The sequence below is a fragment of the Streptomyces sp. NPDC059861 genome, assembly GCF_042731435.1.
Taxonomy (GTDB): Bacteria; Actinomycetota; Actinomycetes; order Streptomycetales; family Streptomycetaceae; genus Streptomyces.
The window spans coordinates 131,868-149,166 of sequence record NZ_JBHWJQ010000006.1 but is presented as its reverse complement, the minus strand read 5'-3'; the positions used below and the strand labels follow the sequence as shown (position 1 = coordinate 149,166).

The 17,299-nt window shown below is 72.5% G+C and carries 15 protein-coding genes; 4 read left to right on the top strand and 11 right to left on the bottom strand.

Annotated features, from left to right (window positions below):
- The first annotated feature begins 8 nt into the window (after window positions 1-8).
- Window positions 9-404, top strand: a complete 396-nt coding sequence (locus ACFV6X_RS07615) for a winged helix-turn-helix transcriptional regulator (RefSeq protein ID WP_385379075.1) — start codon at window positions 9-11, stop codon at window positions 402-404.
- On the opposite strand, the gene mutM is transcribed toward ACFV6X_RS07615, so the two are convergent.
- From mutM to recG, 8 genes are all read right to left on the bottom strand, one after another.
- Window positions 377-1,237, bottom strand: coding sequence for a bifunctional DNA-formamidopyrimidine glycosylase/DNA-(apurinic or apyrimidinic site) lyase (gene mutM / locus ACFV6X_RS07610; protein ID WP_385379072.1), 861 nt, complete (start codon window positions 1,235-1,237; stop codon window positions 377-379). The two genes, ACFV6X_RS07615 and mutM, sit on opposite strands and share 28 nt — an antisense overlap.
- A gap of 116 nt (window positions 1,238-1,353) precedes the next feature.
- A complete protein-coding gene (gene rnc / locus ACFV6X_RS07605; protein WP_385379069.1) occupies window positions 1,354-2,301 on the bottom strand; it encodes a ribonuclease III in 948 nt (315 codons plus the stop codon).
- Window positions 2,302-2,308: 7 nt separating this feature from the next.
- Window positions 2,309-2,482, bottom strand: coding sequence for a 50S ribosomal protein L32 (rpmF, locus tag ACFV6X_RS07600; RefSeq protein WP_003951102.1), 174 nt, complete (start codon window positions 2,480-2,482; stop codon window positions 2,309-2,311).
- 2 nt (window positions 2,483-2,484) lie between these two features.
- Window positions 2,485-3,138, bottom strand: coding sequence for a YceD family protein (locus ACFV6X_RS07595; protein ID WP_385379066.1), 654 nt, complete (start codon window positions 3,136-3,138; stop codon window positions 2,485-2,487).
- Window positions 3,139-3,269: 131 nt separating this feature from the next.
- Window positions 3,270-4,304 (bottom strand): ATP synthase F0 subunit B, encoded by a 1,035-nt coding sequence (locus ACFV6X_RS07590; RefSeq protein WP_385379063.1) that lies wholly within the window; start codon window positions 4,302-4,304, stop codon window positions 3,270-3,272.
- Between the two features lie 110 nt (window positions 4,305-4,414).
- Window positions 4,415-4,894, bottom strand: coding sequence for a pantetheine-phosphate adenylyltransferase (gene coaD / locus ACFV6X_RS07585; protein WP_385379060.1), 480 nt, complete (start codon window positions 4,892-4,894; stop codon window positions 4,415-4,417).
- A gap of 26 nt (window positions 4,895-4,920) precedes the next feature.
- A complete protein-coding gene (gene rsmD, locus ACFV6X_RS07580; protein ID WP_385379057.1) occupies window positions 4,921-5,508 on the bottom strand; it encodes a 16S rRNA (guanine(966)-N(2))-methyltransferase RsmD in 588 nt (195 codons plus the stop codon).
- A gap of 220 nt (window positions 5,509-5,728) precedes the next feature.
- On the bottom strand, window positions 5,729-7,933 hold the full coding sequence (gene recG / locus ACFV6X_RS07575) for an ATP-dependent DNA helicase RecG (protein WP_385379054.1): 2,205 nt from the start codon (window positions 7,931-7,933) through the stop codon (window positions 5,729-5,731).
- A gap of 188 nt (window positions 7,934-8,121) precedes the next feature.
- On the opposite strand from recG, the gene ACFV6X_RS07570 reads away from it, so the two are divergent.
- Entirely contained in the window at window positions 8,122-9,966 is a 1,845-nt protein-coding gene (locus ACFV6X_RS07570) for an HSP90 family protein (protein ID WP_385379051.1), read from the top strand.
- Window positions 9,963-12,920 (top strand): tetratricopeptide repeat protein, encoded by a 2,958-nt coding sequence (locus ACFV6X_RS07565; RefSeq protein WP_385379048.1) that lies wholly within the window; start codon window positions 9,963-9,965, stop codon window positions 12,918-12,920. The genes ACFV6X_RS07570 and ACFV6X_RS07565 overlap by 4 nt, the downstream gene beginning before the upstream one ends.
- Before the next feature lie 74 nt (window positions 12,921-12,994).
- On the opposite strand, the gene ACFV6X_RS07560 is transcribed toward ACFV6X_RS07565, so the two are convergent.
- Window positions 12,995-14,686: a DAK2 domain-containing protein gene (locus ACFV6X_RS07560; RefSeq protein ID WP_385379045.1), complete on the bottom strand. Its 1,692-nt coding sequence runs from the start codon at window positions 14,684-14,686 to the stop codon at window positions 12,995-12,997.
- A gap of 303 nt (window positions 14,687-14,989) precedes the next feature.
- On the opposite strand from ACFV6X_RS07560, the gene rpmB reads away from it, so the two are divergent.
- Entirely contained in the window at window positions 14,990-15,175 is a 186-nt protein-coding gene (gene rpmB, locus ACFV6X_RS07555; protein ID WP_003993230.1) for a 50S ribosomal protein L28, read from the top strand.
- A gap of 187 nt (window positions 15,176-15,362) precedes the next feature.
- Here rpmB and thiD read toward each other — a convergent pair whose 3' ends face one another.
- Both thiD and ACFV6X_RS07545 read right to left on the bottom strand, forming a co-directional pair.
- The gene (gene thiD, locus ACFV6X_RS07550) at window positions 15,363-16,154 is read right to left on the bottom strand and encodes a bifunctional hydroxymethylpyrimidine kinase/phosphomethylpyrimidine kinase (RefSeq protein WP_385379042.1); all 792 of its coding nucleotides are present in this window, start codon (window positions 16,152-16,154) and stop codon (window positions 15,363-15,365) included.
- Window positions 16,151-17,116 (bottom strand): thiamine-phosphate kinase, encoded by a 966-nt coding sequence (locus ACFV6X_RS07545; RefSeq protein ID WP_385379040.1) that lies wholly within the window; start codon window positions 17,114-17,116, stop codon window positions 16,151-16,153. The genes thiD and ACFV6X_RS07545 overlap by 4 nt, the downstream gene beginning before the upstream one ends.
- Window positions 17,117-17,299 lie beyond the last annotated feature (183 nt).

Here is a 17,299-nt window from a genome sequence, read left to right as displayed (position 1 = left end):
CTTCAGGCATGACCGCCGAGCGCGCACCGGAGCAGGATCTCCCGTACGACGTGTTCTCCAAGGCCTGCCCCTCCCGGGGCACCCTGGAGCACGTGACGGGACGCTGGGGCGCGCTCACCCTCGGCGCGCTGCACGAGGGGTCGCTGCGCTTCAACGAGTTGCGGCGCCGGGTCGACGGGGTGAGCGAGAAGATGCTCTCCCAGACCCTGCACGCGCTCGAGCGCGACGGCCTGGTGCACCGAGAGGCCCAGCCGACCAACCCGCCCCGCGTCGACTACGAGCTGACGCCCCTCGGGCACGAGGTCACCGAGCGCCTGCTGGCGCTCATCCGTCACCTGGAGGGGCGGATGGGCGACGTACTCGCCGCCCGGGAGCGCTACGACGAGATGCGGGGCGGTCGCTGACACTTAGGGCAGTAGTAGCTGGACCGGTTCATCCACGGGCGCCGGCGCATCGCCGTGCCGCACCTCCGGCACGGCAGCCCCTCGCGTCCGTACGCGTCCAACGAGCGGTCGAAGTAGCCCGACTCGCCGTTGACGTTGACGTACAGGCTGTCGAAGCTCGTGCCGCCCACCGACAGGGCCGCGTTCAGCACGTCCCTGATGTGGCCGAGGAGTTCGAGCGTGCGGGGGCGGGTGAAGGTGGAGGTCGGACGGTCGTAGTGGAGGCGGGAGCGCCAAAGGGCCTCGTCCGCGTAGATGTTGCCGACGCCGCTGATCAACGACTGGTCCAGCAGGGCGCGTTTGACGGTGCTGCGCTTGCGGCGCAGCGCCTGGTGGAACGCCTCGTCGTCGAACAGCGGATCCAGCGGGTCGCGGGCGATGTGCGCGATGACGTCGGGCAGGCCGTCGGGAGTGGTGTCGTGCAACGACAGCCCACCGAAGGTGCGTTGGTCGACGAAGCGAAGCTCGGTGCCGAGGGCGTCGGCGAACCGGACGCGGATGCGCAGATGCTTCTCGTCGGGCGCCGAGTGCGGCTGGACCAGGAGCTGACCGCTCATCCCGAGGTGCGCCAGGATCGCCTGGCCGGTGTCCTCCAGCGGCAGCCACAGGTATTTGCCGCGCCGGCTCGGGATGCCGACGCCGTGGCTCTTCAGGCGGTGCGCGAAGTCGTCGGTGCCGGCGAGGTGACGGCGCACGGCACGCGGGTGCAGCACCTCGACGTCGGTGACCGTCCGGTGGGCGACCCACTGCTCCAGTCCGCGCCGGACGACCTCCACCTCGGGCAACTCGGGCATCGCGCCTCCCCCGTCCATACGGTCGTACGAGCCGAGCGCCCGCCCCGGGGCTGGGGCGGGCGCTCGGGTCTGCTGTTCTCCCCGCGTTCCCGCGGGTGTCGTACCGCCGGAGCGGGTCAGCCCGACGCCGAGGGGGCGTCCGTGCTGTCGCCGTTCACGACGGTCCTGGAGGCTGGGGCCTCGGGGGCCCGGCCGGCCGCTGCCGCCCTGTCGACCGCCGCGTCGACGGCCTCGCCGGACGGCACACCGTCGACCGGGACCGCGTCGACGGCCGGTCCGACGCCCGCGTCCGCGGCGGCCTTGGCACGCTCGTCCGCTGCCGCGCGGATGGACCGCCAGGCGGATTCGGCGGCCTGCTGCTCCGCCTCCTTCTTGCTGCGGCCGGTGCCGGTGCCGTACGAGACGCCTCCGACGCGGGCGGCAGCAGTGAAGGTCTTCTCGTGATCGGGGCCGGTCTCCGTGACCAGGTACTCGGGTACGCCGAGCCCCTCGGTCGCGGTGAGCTCCTGGAGACTGGTCTTCCAGTCCAGGCCGGCTCCGAGGTTGGAGGACTTCTCGATCAGCGGGTCGAACAGGCGGTGCACCAGCTCCGCCGCCGAGTCCAGGCCCTGGTCGAGATAGACCGCGCCGATCACCGCTTCAAGGGTGTCGGCGAGGATGGACGCCTTGTCCCGGCCGCCCGTGCCCTCTTCACCGCGGCCGAGCCGGATGAAGGCGCCGAGATCCAGCGTCCGCCCCACGTCCGCCAGCGCACGCGAGTTCACCACCGCGGCCCGCAGCTTGGCCAGCTGGCCTTCGGGCAGGTCGGGGTGGGTGCGGTACAGCGTGTCGGTGACGACGAGGCCGAGCACGGAGTCCCCGAGGAACTCCAGCCGCTCGTTCGTCGGCAGACCGCCGTTCTCGTACGCGTAGGAACGGTGGGTCAGCGCTCGCACCAGAAGGGCGGACTCGACCTTGTAGCCGAGCCGCCCTTCCAGAAGGGTGTGGGACGAGGCCTGGTTGTCCGGTCCACCCCCGCTCGCGCGGGAAGACTGCTTCTTCGGTGTGGACACAGTGCCTCTCACCAGCCGCTCAGACCTCGAGGACCTGGCGCTTGTTGTAGGTGCCGCAAGACGGGCACGCGATGTGCTGCTGCTTGGGCTCGTGGCAGCGCTCGCACGCAACCAGGGTGGGGACCGCAGCCTTCCACTGCGACCGGCGGTGGCGCGTGTTGCTGCGCGACATCTTCCGCTTCGGAACAGCCACGGCTACTTCTCCTGCTTCTCGTCGGCGTGCGCTGATGGAAGCGCGCCGCCGCTCATCTCGTCCTTCTCGCCGTCTTCGAGTGAACCGGCGAGTCCCTGCAATGCCGCCCAACGGATGTCGACGGCGTCATGGTGGTGGTCCGGGTCGTCCGCGAGCCGTGCTCCGCATTCGGAGCACAGACCCGGGCAGTCCTCCCGGCACACCGGCTGCATCGGCAGTGCGAGCACCACCGCATCACGCAGCACGGGCTCGAGGTCGAACATGCCGTCCTCGAGGAAGAGCCTGCCCTCGTCGTCCTCGGCGTCGTCGCCGGGTTCCGCGATCACACGGCCCCGGTCGTCGGCGTCATGGTACGAGAACATCTCCTGGAATGCCGCTTCGAGCTGCTGCTCGACCGGCTCCAGACACCTTACGCACTCCCCCTCCGCCCGTGCACGGGCGGTGCCTGTGACGAGCACACCCTCCATGACGGACTCCAGACGGAGGTCGAGCTCCACCGGCGCGCCTTCCGGCACTCCGATGACGTCCTTCAGACCGAGATCCTTCGGGGCGTCGACCGTGCGGGTCAGGCGCTGGAGCGCACCAGGACGCCGCCCCAGCTCGTGTGTGTCGAACACGAGAGGGTTGCGGTGGTCGAGGCGGGCGTTCAGAGCCATTCCTGCTTTCGATCTTGTGAACTCACTGGAGACGCCGCCCTGCGATGGCCCGGGGCAGCGCTGATCGCGGACGTAGGCGCGACCGAACAGCCAGGATACTGGACCTTTCGCTGACGGCCCAATCGGAGGCCTCAGCCGTTGCCGCGACCCTGTTCGTAGGCCCGCAACTGCTCGGCGCTGATCATGCCGGTGTCGAAGAGGCTGATCTCGTCGAGCGCCTGCTGCTGCTGGTAGCCGGGGTGCGCCTGGCCCTGATGCGGATCGTAGGCGGGCTGCTGCGGGTACGCGGCGTACGGATCGGCCTGCGGGTAGCCGTACGGGTCCTGCTGGGCGTACTGCTGCTGGTAGCCGTAGGGATCCTGCTGCTGCGGCTGCTGGTAGGCGTAGGCGTCCTGGGGCGCGTAGGGCTGCTGGGAGGGGATCGCCGGGGCCGGGGCGGGCTCGGCCGGGGTCTCGGCCATGGCGGCGAGGTCGGCGAGGTAGTCGGCGTCGCTGCTGTGCTGGACGGTGCCGGTGTCCAGGGAACCCAGGTCGTCGCTGGCGATCCGGCCGTGCAGCGTCTGCCGGCCGCGGCCCACCGCCTCCAGGGTCTTGGCGAGGACCGCCTCGAAGGCGCCGAGCTTGATGTCGACGTACTCGTCGGCGGTGCGGCGCAGCGTCTCCGGGTCGTGGCTGCGCTCGGGGGCGTCCTCGTCCTCGTACCCCTGCTCGTCGAGGCCGGGGCCGGTGCCGAGCAGCTTCTCCCGGCCGCGGCCGACGGAGCCGAGGGTCTTGGTGAGGACGACCTCGAAGTTGGCGAGCTTGGAGTCGACGTAGTTGTCGGCCTCGGCGCGGATCTCCTCGGCCTCCTGGCGGGCCTCGGCGAGGATCCGGTCGGCCTCGGCCTGGGAACGGCGGGCGACCTCGGTGTCGGAGATCAGCGAGCCGCGCTCGGCGTGCGCGCCCTGGATGATCCGGTCGGCCTCCTGGCGGGCCTGCTCGACCATCTGCTCTCGGCCGCCGATCAGCTCCTGGGCCTCGGCCAGGGAGTCGGGCAGCGCCGCGCGCACCTCTTCCAGCAGGGCGAGCAGGTCGGCGCGGTTGACCACACACGAGGCCGACATGGGCATGCCCCGGGCGGTGGAGACCGCCGCCACGATCTCGTCGAGCTTCTTCTGTACGTCCACCGGTTGCTCGCCACTCTCTACAGCTGTGTTGGAGACGGACGGGACGACTGTACGGCCACGGGGTACCCGCGGGACACCGGGTGACGGGGTGTCAGCCGGGGCCCGCGGGGTCAGTCCTTCCGGAGGCGCTCGGTGAGGGCGGCCAGGATCTGCGGCGGCACCAGGTGGGAGACGTCGCCACCCCAGGCCGCGACCTCCTTGACCAGGGAGGACGACAGGAAGCTGTACGTCGGGTTGGTGGGCACGAAGAGGGTCTCCACGCCGGAGAGGCCGTTGTTCATCTGGGCCATCTGCAGCTCGTAGTCGAAGTCGCTGACCGCGCGCAGGCCCTTGACGATGGCGGGGATGTCGCGCTGCTTGCAGAAGTCGACGAGGAGGCCGTGGAAGGCCTCGACCCGCACGTTTCCGTAGTCGGCGGTGACCTCGCGGATCAACTCGATCCGCTCCTCGACCTCGAAGAGGCCCTTCTTCGACTGGTTGATCATCACCGCGACGTAGACCTCGTCGTAAAGACGGGACGCGCGGGCGATGATGTCCAGGTGACCGTTGGTGATCGGGTCGAACGACCCGGGACAGACGGCTCGGCGCACTTGAGATCCCTCGCTCTCAGGTCCGGTCATGGTGCGTCTTCGCACGTGGAGGCGGCGCGACCGTACCAAAACGTTCCCTCACCGTACCGACGGGTACGCAGGGCTTCGAAGCCCTCCGGCCACCCGAATTCGCCGCCTCTGGTGCTGCGCTCCACGGTGACGAGGGCTTCTCCGGCGAGCCACCCCTCCGAACGGAGTGTGAGCAGGATCTCCCGGAGATCGTGATCTGTGACCGCGTACGGCGGGTCGAGGAACACGAGTTCGTACGGTTCGCTCGGCGGGGAGGTACGGATGATCTGTTCCGCTTTGCCCGACCTGACCTCGGCGCCGGGCAGGCCGAGGTTGTGCACGTTCTCCCGGACGACGCGCGCGGCCCGGGCGTCTGCCTCGACCAGCAGGGTGTGGCCGGCGCCGCGCGAGAGCGCCTCCAGGCCGACGGCGCCGGAACCTGCGTAGAGATCCAGCACACGTTCGCCGTCGAGGGGGCCGCCGAGCAGGGACTGCCAGGTGGAGAAGAGCCCCTCGCGGGCGCGGTCGGAGGTGGGGCGAGTGCCGGTCCCCGGCGGGACGGCCAGGCGGCGTCCGCCGGCGGCACCGGCGATCACGCGGGTCATCTTGGGTCCTTGAGGTGGGTGCCTTTACGGGTTCAGTCTGGCAGGCGGGGGAAGGGGGTGGGTTCCGTCGTGGGCGTCGGCGGCTCCGTCGTGGGCTTCCGCTCGCTCCGTCGTGGGCTTCCGCTCGCTCCGTCGTGGGCTTCCGCGGCTCCGTCGTGGCTGCTCGCGCGGTTCCGCGCGCCTCCGGGGACGCCGCCCGACCCGGCGACGACGACACCGCTCAGCCCTTTTCCAGGTACTGCTCCCTCTCCTCGTCCAGCAGGGCGTCCAGTGCCGTGCGCAGGCCCGGGAGACCGGTGAGGTCGGGGTCGGCGGCGACCAGGGCGGCGGCCTCCTCGCGGGCCTCGGCGATGATCTCCTCGTCCTCGATGACGGCGAGCACCCGCAGGCTGGTGCGGGCGCCGGACTGGGCCTGGCCGAGGACGTCGCCCTCTCGCCGCTGTTCGAGGTCGATCCGGGAGAGCTCGAAGCCGTCGAGCGTGGCCGCCACCGCGTTCAGTCGCTGCCGGGCCGGGCTCGCCTCGGGCATCTCGCTGACCAGCAGACAGAGTCCGGGGGCCGAGCCACGGCCGACGCGGCCACGCAACTGGTGGAGCTGGGAGACGCCGAAGCGGTCCGCGTCCAGGATCACCATCACGGTGGCGTTCGGCACGTTCACACCGACCTCGATGACCGTCGTGGCCACCAGCACGTCCGTCTCACCGGCGGCGAACCGGCGCATCACGGCGTCCTTGTCGTCCGGCTGCATCCGGCCGTGCAGCACCTCGACCTTGAGCCCCTGGAGCGGGCCGCCGGCGAGCTGGGCGGCCATGTCGAGGACGGCGAGCGGCGGGCGCTTCTCGGCGTCGTCCTCGGGGGACTTCTTCTTCGCGGCCCTGGGGTCGTCCTCCTCGTCGCCGATGCGTGGGCAGACGACGTACGCCTGGTGCCCCTGGGAGACCTCCTCGCGCACCCGCTCCCAGGTCCGGGCCAGGAAGTGCGGCTTGTCGGAGGCCGGGACGACATGGCTGGCGATCGGGGAGCGGCCGGCCGGGAGCTGGTCGAGGACCGAGGTGTCCAGGTCACCGAAGACCGTCATGGCGACCGTGCGCGGGATCGGGGTCGCCGTCATGACCAGCAGGTGCGGCGGCTGCTTCCCCTTGCCGCGCAGGGCGTCGCGCTGCTCGACCCCGAAGCGGTGCTGCTCGTCCACGACGACCAGGCCGAGGTCGTGGAACTGCACCTTGTCCTCGATCAGCGCGTGCGTGCCGATCACGATCCCGGCCTCACCGGTGACCAGGTCGAGCAGGGCCTGGCGCCGGGCGGCGGCCCCCATCGAGCCGGTGAGCAGCACGACCTTGGTGGCGTGCTCGGTGCCGCCGAGCATGCCGCCCTCGGCCAGCTCGCCCATCATCTCGGTGACCGACCGGTGGTGCTGCTGGGCGAGCACCTCGGTGGGCGCGAGCATGGCGGCCTGCCCACCCGCGTCGACGACGGCCAGCATGGCGCGCAGGGCCACCATCGTCTTGCCCGATCCGACCTCGCCCTGGAGCAGTCGGTGCATCGGGTGGTCGGTGGCCAGGTCGTCGAAGATCTCTCGGGAGACCTTCTGCTGGCCCTCGGTGAGGGTGAACGGCAGGCGGTCGTCGAAGGCCGCGAGGAGGCCGTCCGGGGCGGCGCTTCGGGGCACCGCCGGGAGCTGGGCGTCGGCGTACCGGCGGCGGGCCAGGGCGACCTGGAGGACGAAGGCCTCGTCCCACTTGAGGCGGTCACGGGCGGCGGCGATGTCCGCCTTGGTGTGCGGGCGGTGGATCTTGAGCAGGGCCTCGGGGAGGGAGACGAGGCCACGGCCCTCGCGCAAGGAGTCCGGGAGCGGGTCGAGGGCCTCCTGGGCGCTGGGCAGCACGGTCTGGACGGCCTTGCCGACCTTCCAGGACTCCAGCTTGGCGGTGGCCGGGTACATCGGGATAAGGGCGCCCGCCCAGGTGTCGACCGCCTCCTCGGCGTCCCCCTTCAGCAACTCGTACGCCGGATGTGCCAGTTGGAGACGGCGGTTGAAGACGGAGACCTTGCCGGCGAACATCGCGCGGGTGCCCGGCAGCAGTTCCTTGTGGGGCTTGTGCACTCCGGCGCCGAAGAAGACCAGTTGGAGCCGGCCGCTGCCGTCGGTGATCGTCACTTCCAGGCGCTGGCCCTTGCCGCGGGGCGCCTTGGCGGAGGCGAAGCTGTGCAGACGGGCGTCGGCGACCTGGGCGACCACCGTGACGTGCTCGTCCATGGGGAGGTCGGCGAGGTGGGTGAGCTGGCCCCGCTCCTCGTATCTGCGCGGGTAGTGGTGCAGGAGGTCGCCGACGGTGTGCAGGCCGAGATGCTCGGCCATCACCTTCGCGGTGGCGGGGCCGAGCACCTTCTTCAGTGGTTCTTCCAGTGCGGGCACGAGATCCATTGCACACCACGGCACTGACAACGGCGCATACGCCCCGGCCGCAGATCCGTATACGTCTTGGGAAACCCCTGGTCAGACGGTTCGCTCCGGCTCTAGGATGACGCGCTCCGGCCATCCTTTCGCGGTCACCGCCTCACCGGGACCGCCCGACCCCGCGCCGAAGCGCTCCCCCCACCGGCGCTGTGACGATGGACTCCCAGACCTCACAGGCATCACAGGCCTCCCCTTCACCTCATACGTTCCAGGTCGACCTGCGTGGCTTGGTGGACCTGCTCTCCCATCACCTCTACTCCAGCCCCAAGGTCTACCTGCGCGAACTGCTGCAGAACGCGGTCGACGCCATCACCGCCCGCCGGGCCGAGCAGCCCGACGCCCCGGCGCGAGTGCGGCTGCACGCCGAGGAGGGCGCCCTGCGGGTGGAGGACTCCGGCATCGGGCTCACCGAGGCCGACGTGCACAACCTGCTGGCGACCATCGGGCGCAGTTCCAAGCGGGCCGACGGCATCCAGGAGGTGCGCGCCGAGTTCCTCGGGCAGTTCGGCATCGGGCTGCTCGCCTGTTTCGTGGTGGCCGAGCGGATCCGGGTCGTCAGCCGCAGCGCCCGTACGCCGGATGCCCGGCCCGTGGAGTGGACGGCGACGGACGACGGCTCGTACACCGTGCGGACGCTGCCGGACGCGGCCCGGCCCGAGCCGGGCACCACCGTGTACCTGGAGGCGCGGGCGGGCGCCGGAGAGTGGCTCAGCGAGGAGCGGGTGCTCGCGCTGGCGCGGGACTTCGGCTCGCTGCTGCCGTACGACGTGCGGGTGGGCGACGAGGAGGTCACCGACCTGCCCGCGCCATGGGACCGGCCCTACCCCTCCCCTGCCACCCGGCGGGTGGCCCTGGCCCGGCACTGTCACGACCTGTTCGGCTTCACCCCGCTCGACGCGATCGAGCTGAACGTGCCGCTCGCCGGGATCCGCGGGGTGGCCTACGTGCTGCCCTCCGCGGTCAGTCCGGCGCAGCGCGCGCGGCACCGCGTCCACCTCAAGGGCATGCTGCTCACCGAGCGGGCCGAGCAGTTGCTGCCCGACTGGGCGTTCTTCGTGCGCTGTGTGCTCGACACCGACAGCCTGCGGCCCACGGCCTCGCGCGAGTCGCTGTACGAGGACGAGACGCTGGCCGCCGTACGGGACGCCCTGGGCGAAAGGATCCGGTCCTGGCTGACCGGCCTCGCCGCCGGTGACCCGGAGCGGCTGGCGGCCTTCCTGTCGGTGCATCACCTGGGGGTGAAGTCCCTGGCGCGGCACGACACGGAGATGCTGCGCACGATGCTGCCATGGCTGCCGTTCGAGACGACGGACGGGCAGCTGTCGCTGGAGGAGTTCGCGCTGCGCCACCCGGTGGTGCACTTCACGCGCACGGTCGAGGAGTACCGGCAGGTCGCCCCGATCGCCTCCGCGCAGGGCGTCGGGGTCGTCAACGGCGGCTACACCTACGACAGCGAGCTGGTCCAGGCGCTGCCGTCGGTGCGCCCGGGCACGGTCGTCGCCGAGCTGGACGCGGACACCGTGACCGCCCACCTGGACGCCGTCGACCCGGCCGAGGAACTGGCCCTGTCCGGTTTCCTGGCGGCCGCGCGGGCCAAGCTGGACCCGCTGGGCTGCGACGTCGTCCTGCGCGCCTTCCACCCGCTGTCCGTGCCCGCGCTGCACCTGGACGACCGGGCGGCCCGGCACGAGCAGGCCCGGGCGGTGGCCGAGGAGGAGGCCGACGACCTGTGGGCGGGCATCCTGGGCTCGCTGCGCGGCAGCGCCCCCCGCGCACGTCTGGTGCTGAACCACCTCAACCCGCTGATCCGCAGGATCAGTTCCGTGAAGGATCCGGAACTCGTCGGCACCGCCACGGAGTCGCTGTACGGCCAGGCCCTGCTGATGGCGCAGCGCCCGCTGCGGCCCGCCGACTCCGCGCTGCTCAACCGGGCGTTCATCGGCCTGCTGGAATGGGCCACCCACAGCGACTCCGACTCCCCGGGGGACGGTCACCGATGAGTGAGATCACGGACTTCGACGCGTTGCGCCGGGCGATGGCGGAGAACTCCGAGCAGCCGGAGGGGCCCGCACGCAACGCACGCGCGGAGCAGCTGCTCGCCCAGGCCGAGAAGCTGAACGTCCCGCTCGCCGTGATCGAGGCGCTCGGACACCAGCTCAAGGTCTACAACTACAGCTTGGAGAAGGACAAGATGTTCGTCCCCTTCGCGCGCCTGCTGCGCATGTGGGACGAGCATCCCGAGGACTTCGACGAGTACGAGACCCTGTCGCTGCACTGGGTCTTCAAGTGGATGTCGGCCGGGATGCTCGACCAGCCGCATGTGCCGCTGGCCTCCATCGAGAAGTGGCTCGGCGAGATGGAGCACCGCTACCGCCTCGCCGGGCACTCCGAACGGGCGGTACGCAGCGCCGAGTTCAGCGTGGCCGCGCACGTCGGTGACGTGGACCGCGCGGAGCGGGCGTACGCGGCGTGGCTGGCGGCGGACCGGGACGGCATGGCCGACTGCCACGCCTGCGAGCTGCACGGGCAGGGCTGGTGGCAGGTGGAGCGCGGCCGGGACGCCGTGGCCCTTCAGCTGTGGGCGCCGGTCCTGGAGGGCGAGTTCGCGTGCGCCCACGAGCCGCACACCGTCCTGGCGTCCTCCCTGTCGCCCCTGCTGCGGCTGGGCCGCCTCGACGAGGCGCGCGCCCACCATCTGCGAGGGTTCCGGCTCGTGCGGGCCATGGAGAGCATGCGCGGCGCGTACGCGGACCACGTCGAGTTCTGCGCGCTCACCGGCAACGAGGCGCGTGGCCTGGAGCTGCTGGCCGAGCGCCCGGCGTACTTCACCGACACCGGGCATCCGCGCAGCCGGATGGACTTCATGAGCGTGGTGGCCCTGCTCATGGACCGGCTGACCGAGCTGGGCCTCGGCGACCAGGGCGTGCCGGGGCCGGCCGACCGGTCGTGGACCGCGCGCGAACTGGCCGCCCACGCCCGTGGGGAGGCTTTCGCCCTGGCGGCGCGGTTCGACGTGCGCAACGGCACGGCGCACGTCACCGAGCGGGTACGCGCGCGCATGGGGCAACGTCCGCTGGTGGAGCGGCTCGCCCTGGGGGTGCGCTCGGACCGGCTGGGGTACACCGCGCGTCCGGTCACCCCGGCGCCCGTGACGCCCGCGTCCGCTTCGTCCGGGCAGGAGCCCGACCTGGCCGCGCTGCTGGCCGAGGCGCGGCACCTGTCGGACACCCTGCGGCCGAACGCCGTCGAGGCCTGGGCGGCCGTCGCGCGGGCCGCCGAGGGGGCCGAGCTGGACGCCCGTGACCGGGCGGAGATCGCCGACCACGAGGCGATGGACCTGGGTCCCGCCGGCGCCGAACTCTTCGAGGAGGCCGCCGGCCTGTACGTGGCGGCCGGCGACCCGGGCGAGGCCCTGGCGGCACGCGCGCGTGCGGCGTACGTCCGCGCGCTCGCCGGCCGCGTCGACGAGGCCGTCGAGGCGGTCGCCGGGCCCTACGACGAGGTCCTCGCCCTGTACGCCGAGGACGGCACCGGCGTACGGCAGACCGCGTCCGTCCTGATGGGCCGGGCGCGGATCCTGATGCGGCGGGTGCACGAGGCCGACGACGCGGCCGGAGCCTCGCAGGAAACCGTCCTCGCGGAGGCCGAAACCGCCGTACGGGAGGTGCTGGCGCTCGTCGAGGGCCACAGCGGGGACGACGTCCGGCTGGCCTCGCGGGCGGCGGAGTCGCGGGCGATGCTCGCCGAGCTGGCCGTGCACCACGGGGACGTCGAGAAGGCCGCCGTGCTGTTCGCGCGGGCGGCGACGGCGTACGTGGAGGCGGGGCTGCCGTGGTTCGCGGTGGAGTACGAGGCCCGGCTGGCCGGCCTCGCCCAGCACCTGGGGGACACCACGGAGGCCGAGCGGGCGCTGCGGGCGGCCCTGGAGCACGGGGGACCGCATCTGGAGGCCACCGGACGGGCCCAGCTGCATCTTCAGCTGGCCGAGGTCCTCGGTGGCCGGGGGCAGTCCGGCGAGGCCGCCGAGCACGCCCTGGAGGCGGCCCACTGGGCCGACGAGGCGGGCGAGGGCCCGACCTTCGGCGTCTGGGCCCGGCACCTGCTCGGCGGGTTCCTGCTGCGGCAGGGCCGGTGGGCCGAGGCCGCGGAGGTGCTGGAGTCGGCGCTGCCCGATCTGAGCGCCGAGACGCACGGCGACGGCGCGATCGTGCAGACGCAGTGGTGGCTCGGTGACTGCCTGAGCGAGCTCGGCGAGCACCGCGCGTCGGCCGAACGCCGCCTGCAGGCCGCCGCGATCGCCCGGCACTGGCCCGAGCAGCACGACCACGCCACCCTGGCCCACCTCGCCGCCGAGTCCCTGGGGCACGCCGGGATGCCGGCCGAGGCGGACCAGGCCTACGCGCGCGCGGGTGAGCTGTGGCGCTCCCTGGGCAACGTCCACGGCCTCGTCCGTTCCCTGCGGGCCCGCGCGTGGCTCGCGCTGCGCACGGACGACGGCACGGAGGCCGCGCGGGAGTTGATGGCGGCGGCCGTCCGCGAGTGCGCCGGCGCCCTGAGCACCGCGGGCGACGAGGAGTCCCGGCAGCGGCTCACCGCCGAACTCGGGCACACCCACCGTCAGTTCGGCGACCTGCTCGCCCGCTCGTCGGCCGAGGACGCCGAGGACGGCTCGATCCGGGCCACGTTCGAGGACGCGCTGACGGAGGTCGAGGAGGCCATCTCGGTGTTCGCCTCGCTCGGCGCCGACGCCCGGCACGCCCGTACCGGCGCGGAGCTCGCCGCGGGCTGGCTGGCGGCCGACCTGGGCCGCACCAGCGAGGCGGCGGCCCGCGCGCGGGCGGTCCTGGAGGAGTACGCCGACACCGACGAGGACGACGAGGGGGCAGGAGAGCGGCAGGCGGAGGCGGAGCAGATGCTGCGGGTCGTGCGGGAGGGACAGGAGGAAGGCTGCTGACGAGCAGGCCGAGCGCCGGCCGTCGGCCCGCCCACTGGCGAGCACCCCGGCGGGCAGCAACCCGGCGAGCCGGTCTACTCCACCCCGATCAGCAGCAACGCCCCCTGCCGCCCACCCCGGTACACCACCGTGTCGACGGCGAGATAGGCCTCCCGTACCCGGCCCTCCAGGTGCTCGGCGACGGACTCCGGGGCCTCGTCCCCGACCACCAGCGTCACCAGTTCCCCGCCGGCCGCGAGCATCCGGTCCAGCACCGTCGCGGCGACGCTCGTGACATCCGTCCCGATCATGGCCACATCCCCGTCGATGAGCCCGAGGACGTCACCGGCCTGGCAGATGCCCGCCATGGTCCAGGCCTGGCGTTCCGCGAGGGCGACCTCGCCGTACCGGGTCGCTCCCGCCGCGGAGGTCATGGACACGACGTCCTCGTCGAAGCGGCGCTCCGGCTCGTGCACCGCGAGCGCCGCGATGCCCTGCACCGCGGACCGGGTCGGGATCATGGAGACACGGATGCCCTCGGCACGGACCTGCTCGGCCGCCGCGGCGGCGGTGTGGCGCAGCTCGGGATCGTTGGGCAGCAGCACGACCTCGCGCGCGTGGGCCCGCCGCAGGGCCTCGACAAGCTCCCCGCTCACGGGCGGCTCCCCGGGGCGCGCCAGCACGGTCGTGGCACCCGCCTCGGCGTACAGCCCGGCCAGCCCCTCCCCCGGCACGACGGCCACCACGGCCCGCTGGACGCGCTCCCGGGGGCGCACTTCGCCTCGTACCGTGTGCACGTCGCCGGCGCCGAAGTGCGTGATCCTGATCCGGTACGGACGTCCGGCCTCGACGCCCGCCTCGACCGCCGCTCCGGCGTCGTCCACGTGCACGTGGACGTTCCACAGCCCGTCGCCGCCGACCACGACGAGCGAGTCCCCGAGGGCGTCGAGTCGCTTCTTCAGGCGCGCCACGGCGAGATCGCCGGCCTCCAGGAGGTAGATCACCTCGTACGCCGGACCGTCCTCCTCGGCGCCGTCCGCGCATTCCGTCGTCCCGTCGCCGGGGCTCTCGTCGTCGTGAGGCGTCCGCACGCGCGTGTGCCGTGCTTCGGCCGCCACCGCGACCGCCCCGGGCACCTCCCCGGTGAACGTCTCCACCAGCGCCGCCAGCACCGCGACCAGCCCGCGCCCACCGGCGTCCACCACCCCGGCACGCTCCAGCACGGCCAGCTGCCCCGGGGTCGCCGCCAGGGCCGCTCGGGCCCCTTCGTAGGCGGCCCGCGCTACCGTCCCGCAGTCGCCCTCCGCTCCCCCGGCCGCGTCGGCGGCGGCCGAGGCCACCGACAGGACCGTGCCCTCCACGGGGTGTGCCACGGCCTGGCGGGCGGCGTCCGCCGCGCGGCGCAGGGCGAGTCGCAGGCCCTCCCCGTCGGTGTGGGCGTCGTCACTGCCGGCGGCGAGCACCTGCGCCATGCCGCGCAGCAGCTGCGCGACGATCGTCCCGGAGTTGCCCCGCGCGCCGATCAGCGCCCCGTGGGCCATCGCCTGCGCGGCCTCGGCCAGCGAGGGCCGCCCGGGGTTGCCCGCGTCGACCTCGTGGGCGGCGAACACGGCCTCGACGGCGGCCACGGCCGACTCGACGGTCAGGTACAGATTGGTGCCGGTGTCCCCGTCCGCGACCGGGTACACGTTGATCGCGTCGATCTCCTCACGCGCGCGCCCGAGCGTCTCCAGCGCGAGACCGCACCAGGTGCGCACCGCGAGAGCATCGAGGAACGTCTGCGCCACCTGCGCCTCCTAGGACCTGCCCGGCCGATCATGTCGCAGACGCGGAGTCTGACTGCTGGACTGGGACGCAGCGTAGCCCTGGGGCCCGTGACCACCGGAAGAGGGCGGGGCGGGCCCCTGAGCAGCCATGGTAATTTCGTTGTACGGGCGCAGCCGTTGTATGCTGCTCCGGTTGCCCGATCCTGATCGGGCCATTCCCCTGGCAGCGCCACTCGGATCTCAGACGGCTCGCAAGAGTCTAAGATTTCGGTCCCGGCATGCCGGGATCATCCGTAAGTGCATCTGAAGTCTTTGGAGTGACCCGTGGCTGCCAACTGCGACGTCTGCGGCAAGGGGCCGGGCTTCGGCAACAACATCTCGCACTCGCACCGCCGTACGTCCCGCCGCTGGAACCCGAACATCCAGCGTGTGCGTACCGTGGTGGGCGGGACGCCGAAGCGCGTGAACGCTTGCACCTCGTGCATCAAGGCCGGCAAGGTCTCGCGCTGACGCACATCCCCCTGGCTCTCGGCTTCGCTCGAGCAGGGGGACCCCCATCGCGCGCGGCCACTGCTGGTTCGCTGCATGAGCCGGTCCACCTCAGGTGGGCCGGCTTTTTGCTGTGTTCTCCCGGCGTGCTCTGCCGACGTGCTCTTCCCCCCGTGCTCTTCCGCCGGGTGCTTCAAGTGCGGCCGGCTCAGTTCCGGAACCGCCAGCCATGATCCACCGGCCCGATCCCGCCGCCGAGCGCGAAGCCGGCCGCGATCGCCCCGGTGACGTACTCCTTCGCCGCCCGTACCGCCTCCGGCACGGCCAGCCCCCGCGCCAGCCCGGACGCGATCGCCGAGGCCAGCGTGCAGCCCGTCCCGTGCGTGTGCCGGTTGTCGTGGCGGGGCGCGCGCAGCCAGAGCTCCTCGGAGCCGTCGGACAGCAAGTCCACCGCCTCCCCGCGCAGATGTCCGCCCTTGATCACGACCCACCGCGGCCCGTACGCCAACACGGCCGCGGCCGCCTCGCGCATCCCGGCCTCGGACTCCACCCGTACCCCGGTCAGTTGCGTCACCTCGTCGAGGTTCGGTGTCACCACGGTCGCGGCCGGCAGCAGCTTGGTCCGTACCGAGTCCAGCGCGGAGGCCGCCAGCAGCGAGTCGCCGTGCTTGGAGACGCCCACCGGGTCGACGACGGCCGGCGCGTCCGTACCGGTGATCAACTCGGCCACCGCCTCGACCAGTTCCGCCGAGGCCAGCATGCCGGTCTTCACGGCCTGTACGCCGATGTCGTCGACGACACTGCGGTACTGGGCCCGCACGGCTTCCACGGGCAGCTCCCAGGCGCCCTGCACGCCGAGGCTGTTCTGCGCGGTCACCGCCGTGATCACGCTCATGCCGTGGACGCCGAGCGCGAGCATGGTCTTCAGGTCGGCCTGGATGCCGGCGCCGCCGCCCGAGTCGGATCCGGCGACGGTCAGCACCCTGGGTGGTGCGTTCATGACTCGATCCCTCCGAAGTGGTCCCAACCGCCCTTGGAGGTCCAGGGTGCCCCGTCGACGGTCACCTGGGGCAGCGCGGACGGGTTGAGCACCTCGCCGATCACCTTCCAGCGGGCGGGCAGCTTCACGTCCGGCGGGAAGGTCGCCACGATCGCGTGGTCCTCTCCCCCGGTCAGCACCCACTGGAGCGGGTCGACGCCCACCGCCTGCCCGATGTCGTGCATCTGCGAGGGGATGTCGACCGCGCCGGACCGCACGTCGATCCGGACCTTGCTCGCCTCCGCGATGTGCCCGAGGTCAGCGATCAGCCCGTCGCTGACGTCGCACATCGCCGTCGCGCCCAGCCCGGCGGCCGCCGGACCCGCGTGATACGGCGGTTCGGGGCGCCGATGGGCCTCGACGAAGGCGCGCGGCGAGCGGAAACCCCGCGAGAGCACCGCGTATCCGGCCGCCGACCAGCCCAGCCAGCCGGTCACCGCGACGAGGTCGCCGGGCTGTGCGCCGGCCCGCGTCACGGGCTCCTGGTTGCGCAGATCGCCGAGCGCGGTGATCGACACCGTGATGGTGTCCCCGCGGACGACATCGCCGCCTACCACGGACGCGCCCGCGACCTGGCACTCGTCGCGCAGCCCGTCCATCAGCTCGGTCGCCCAGGTCACCGGGAGTTCGGCCGGCACGACGAGGCCCAGCAGCAGCGCGGTCGGCACGGCACCCATGGCGGCGATGTCCGCGAGGTTCTGCGCGGCCGCCTTGCGCCCGACGTCGTACGCCGTGGACCAGTCGCGGCGGAAGTGCCGTCCCTCCAGCAGGATGTCGGTGCTGGCCACGACCCGGCGGTCGGGTGCGGCGACCACGGCGGCATCGTCCCCCGGCCCGACCCGCACCGCCGGGGTGGTGGTGAGGCGGGAGGTGAGCTCCCTGATGAGCCCGAACTCCCCGAGCTCACCAACAGTCCCCTTCATGTCCCTTACGCCCCTTCTGTCCCTGTGCGTGCCCGGTCGCGGGCCATCAGTGTCCTCGATACGGTCGTAGTGACCGCCGACCGGCCCCCCATGGCGGTCTTTCCGGCCCACCCGTACGTCAACATCCGTCGTGCCCGTACCCGGCGCGCGTGCCCCGGACACCGCAGGTCTCCCCGCGGCGAG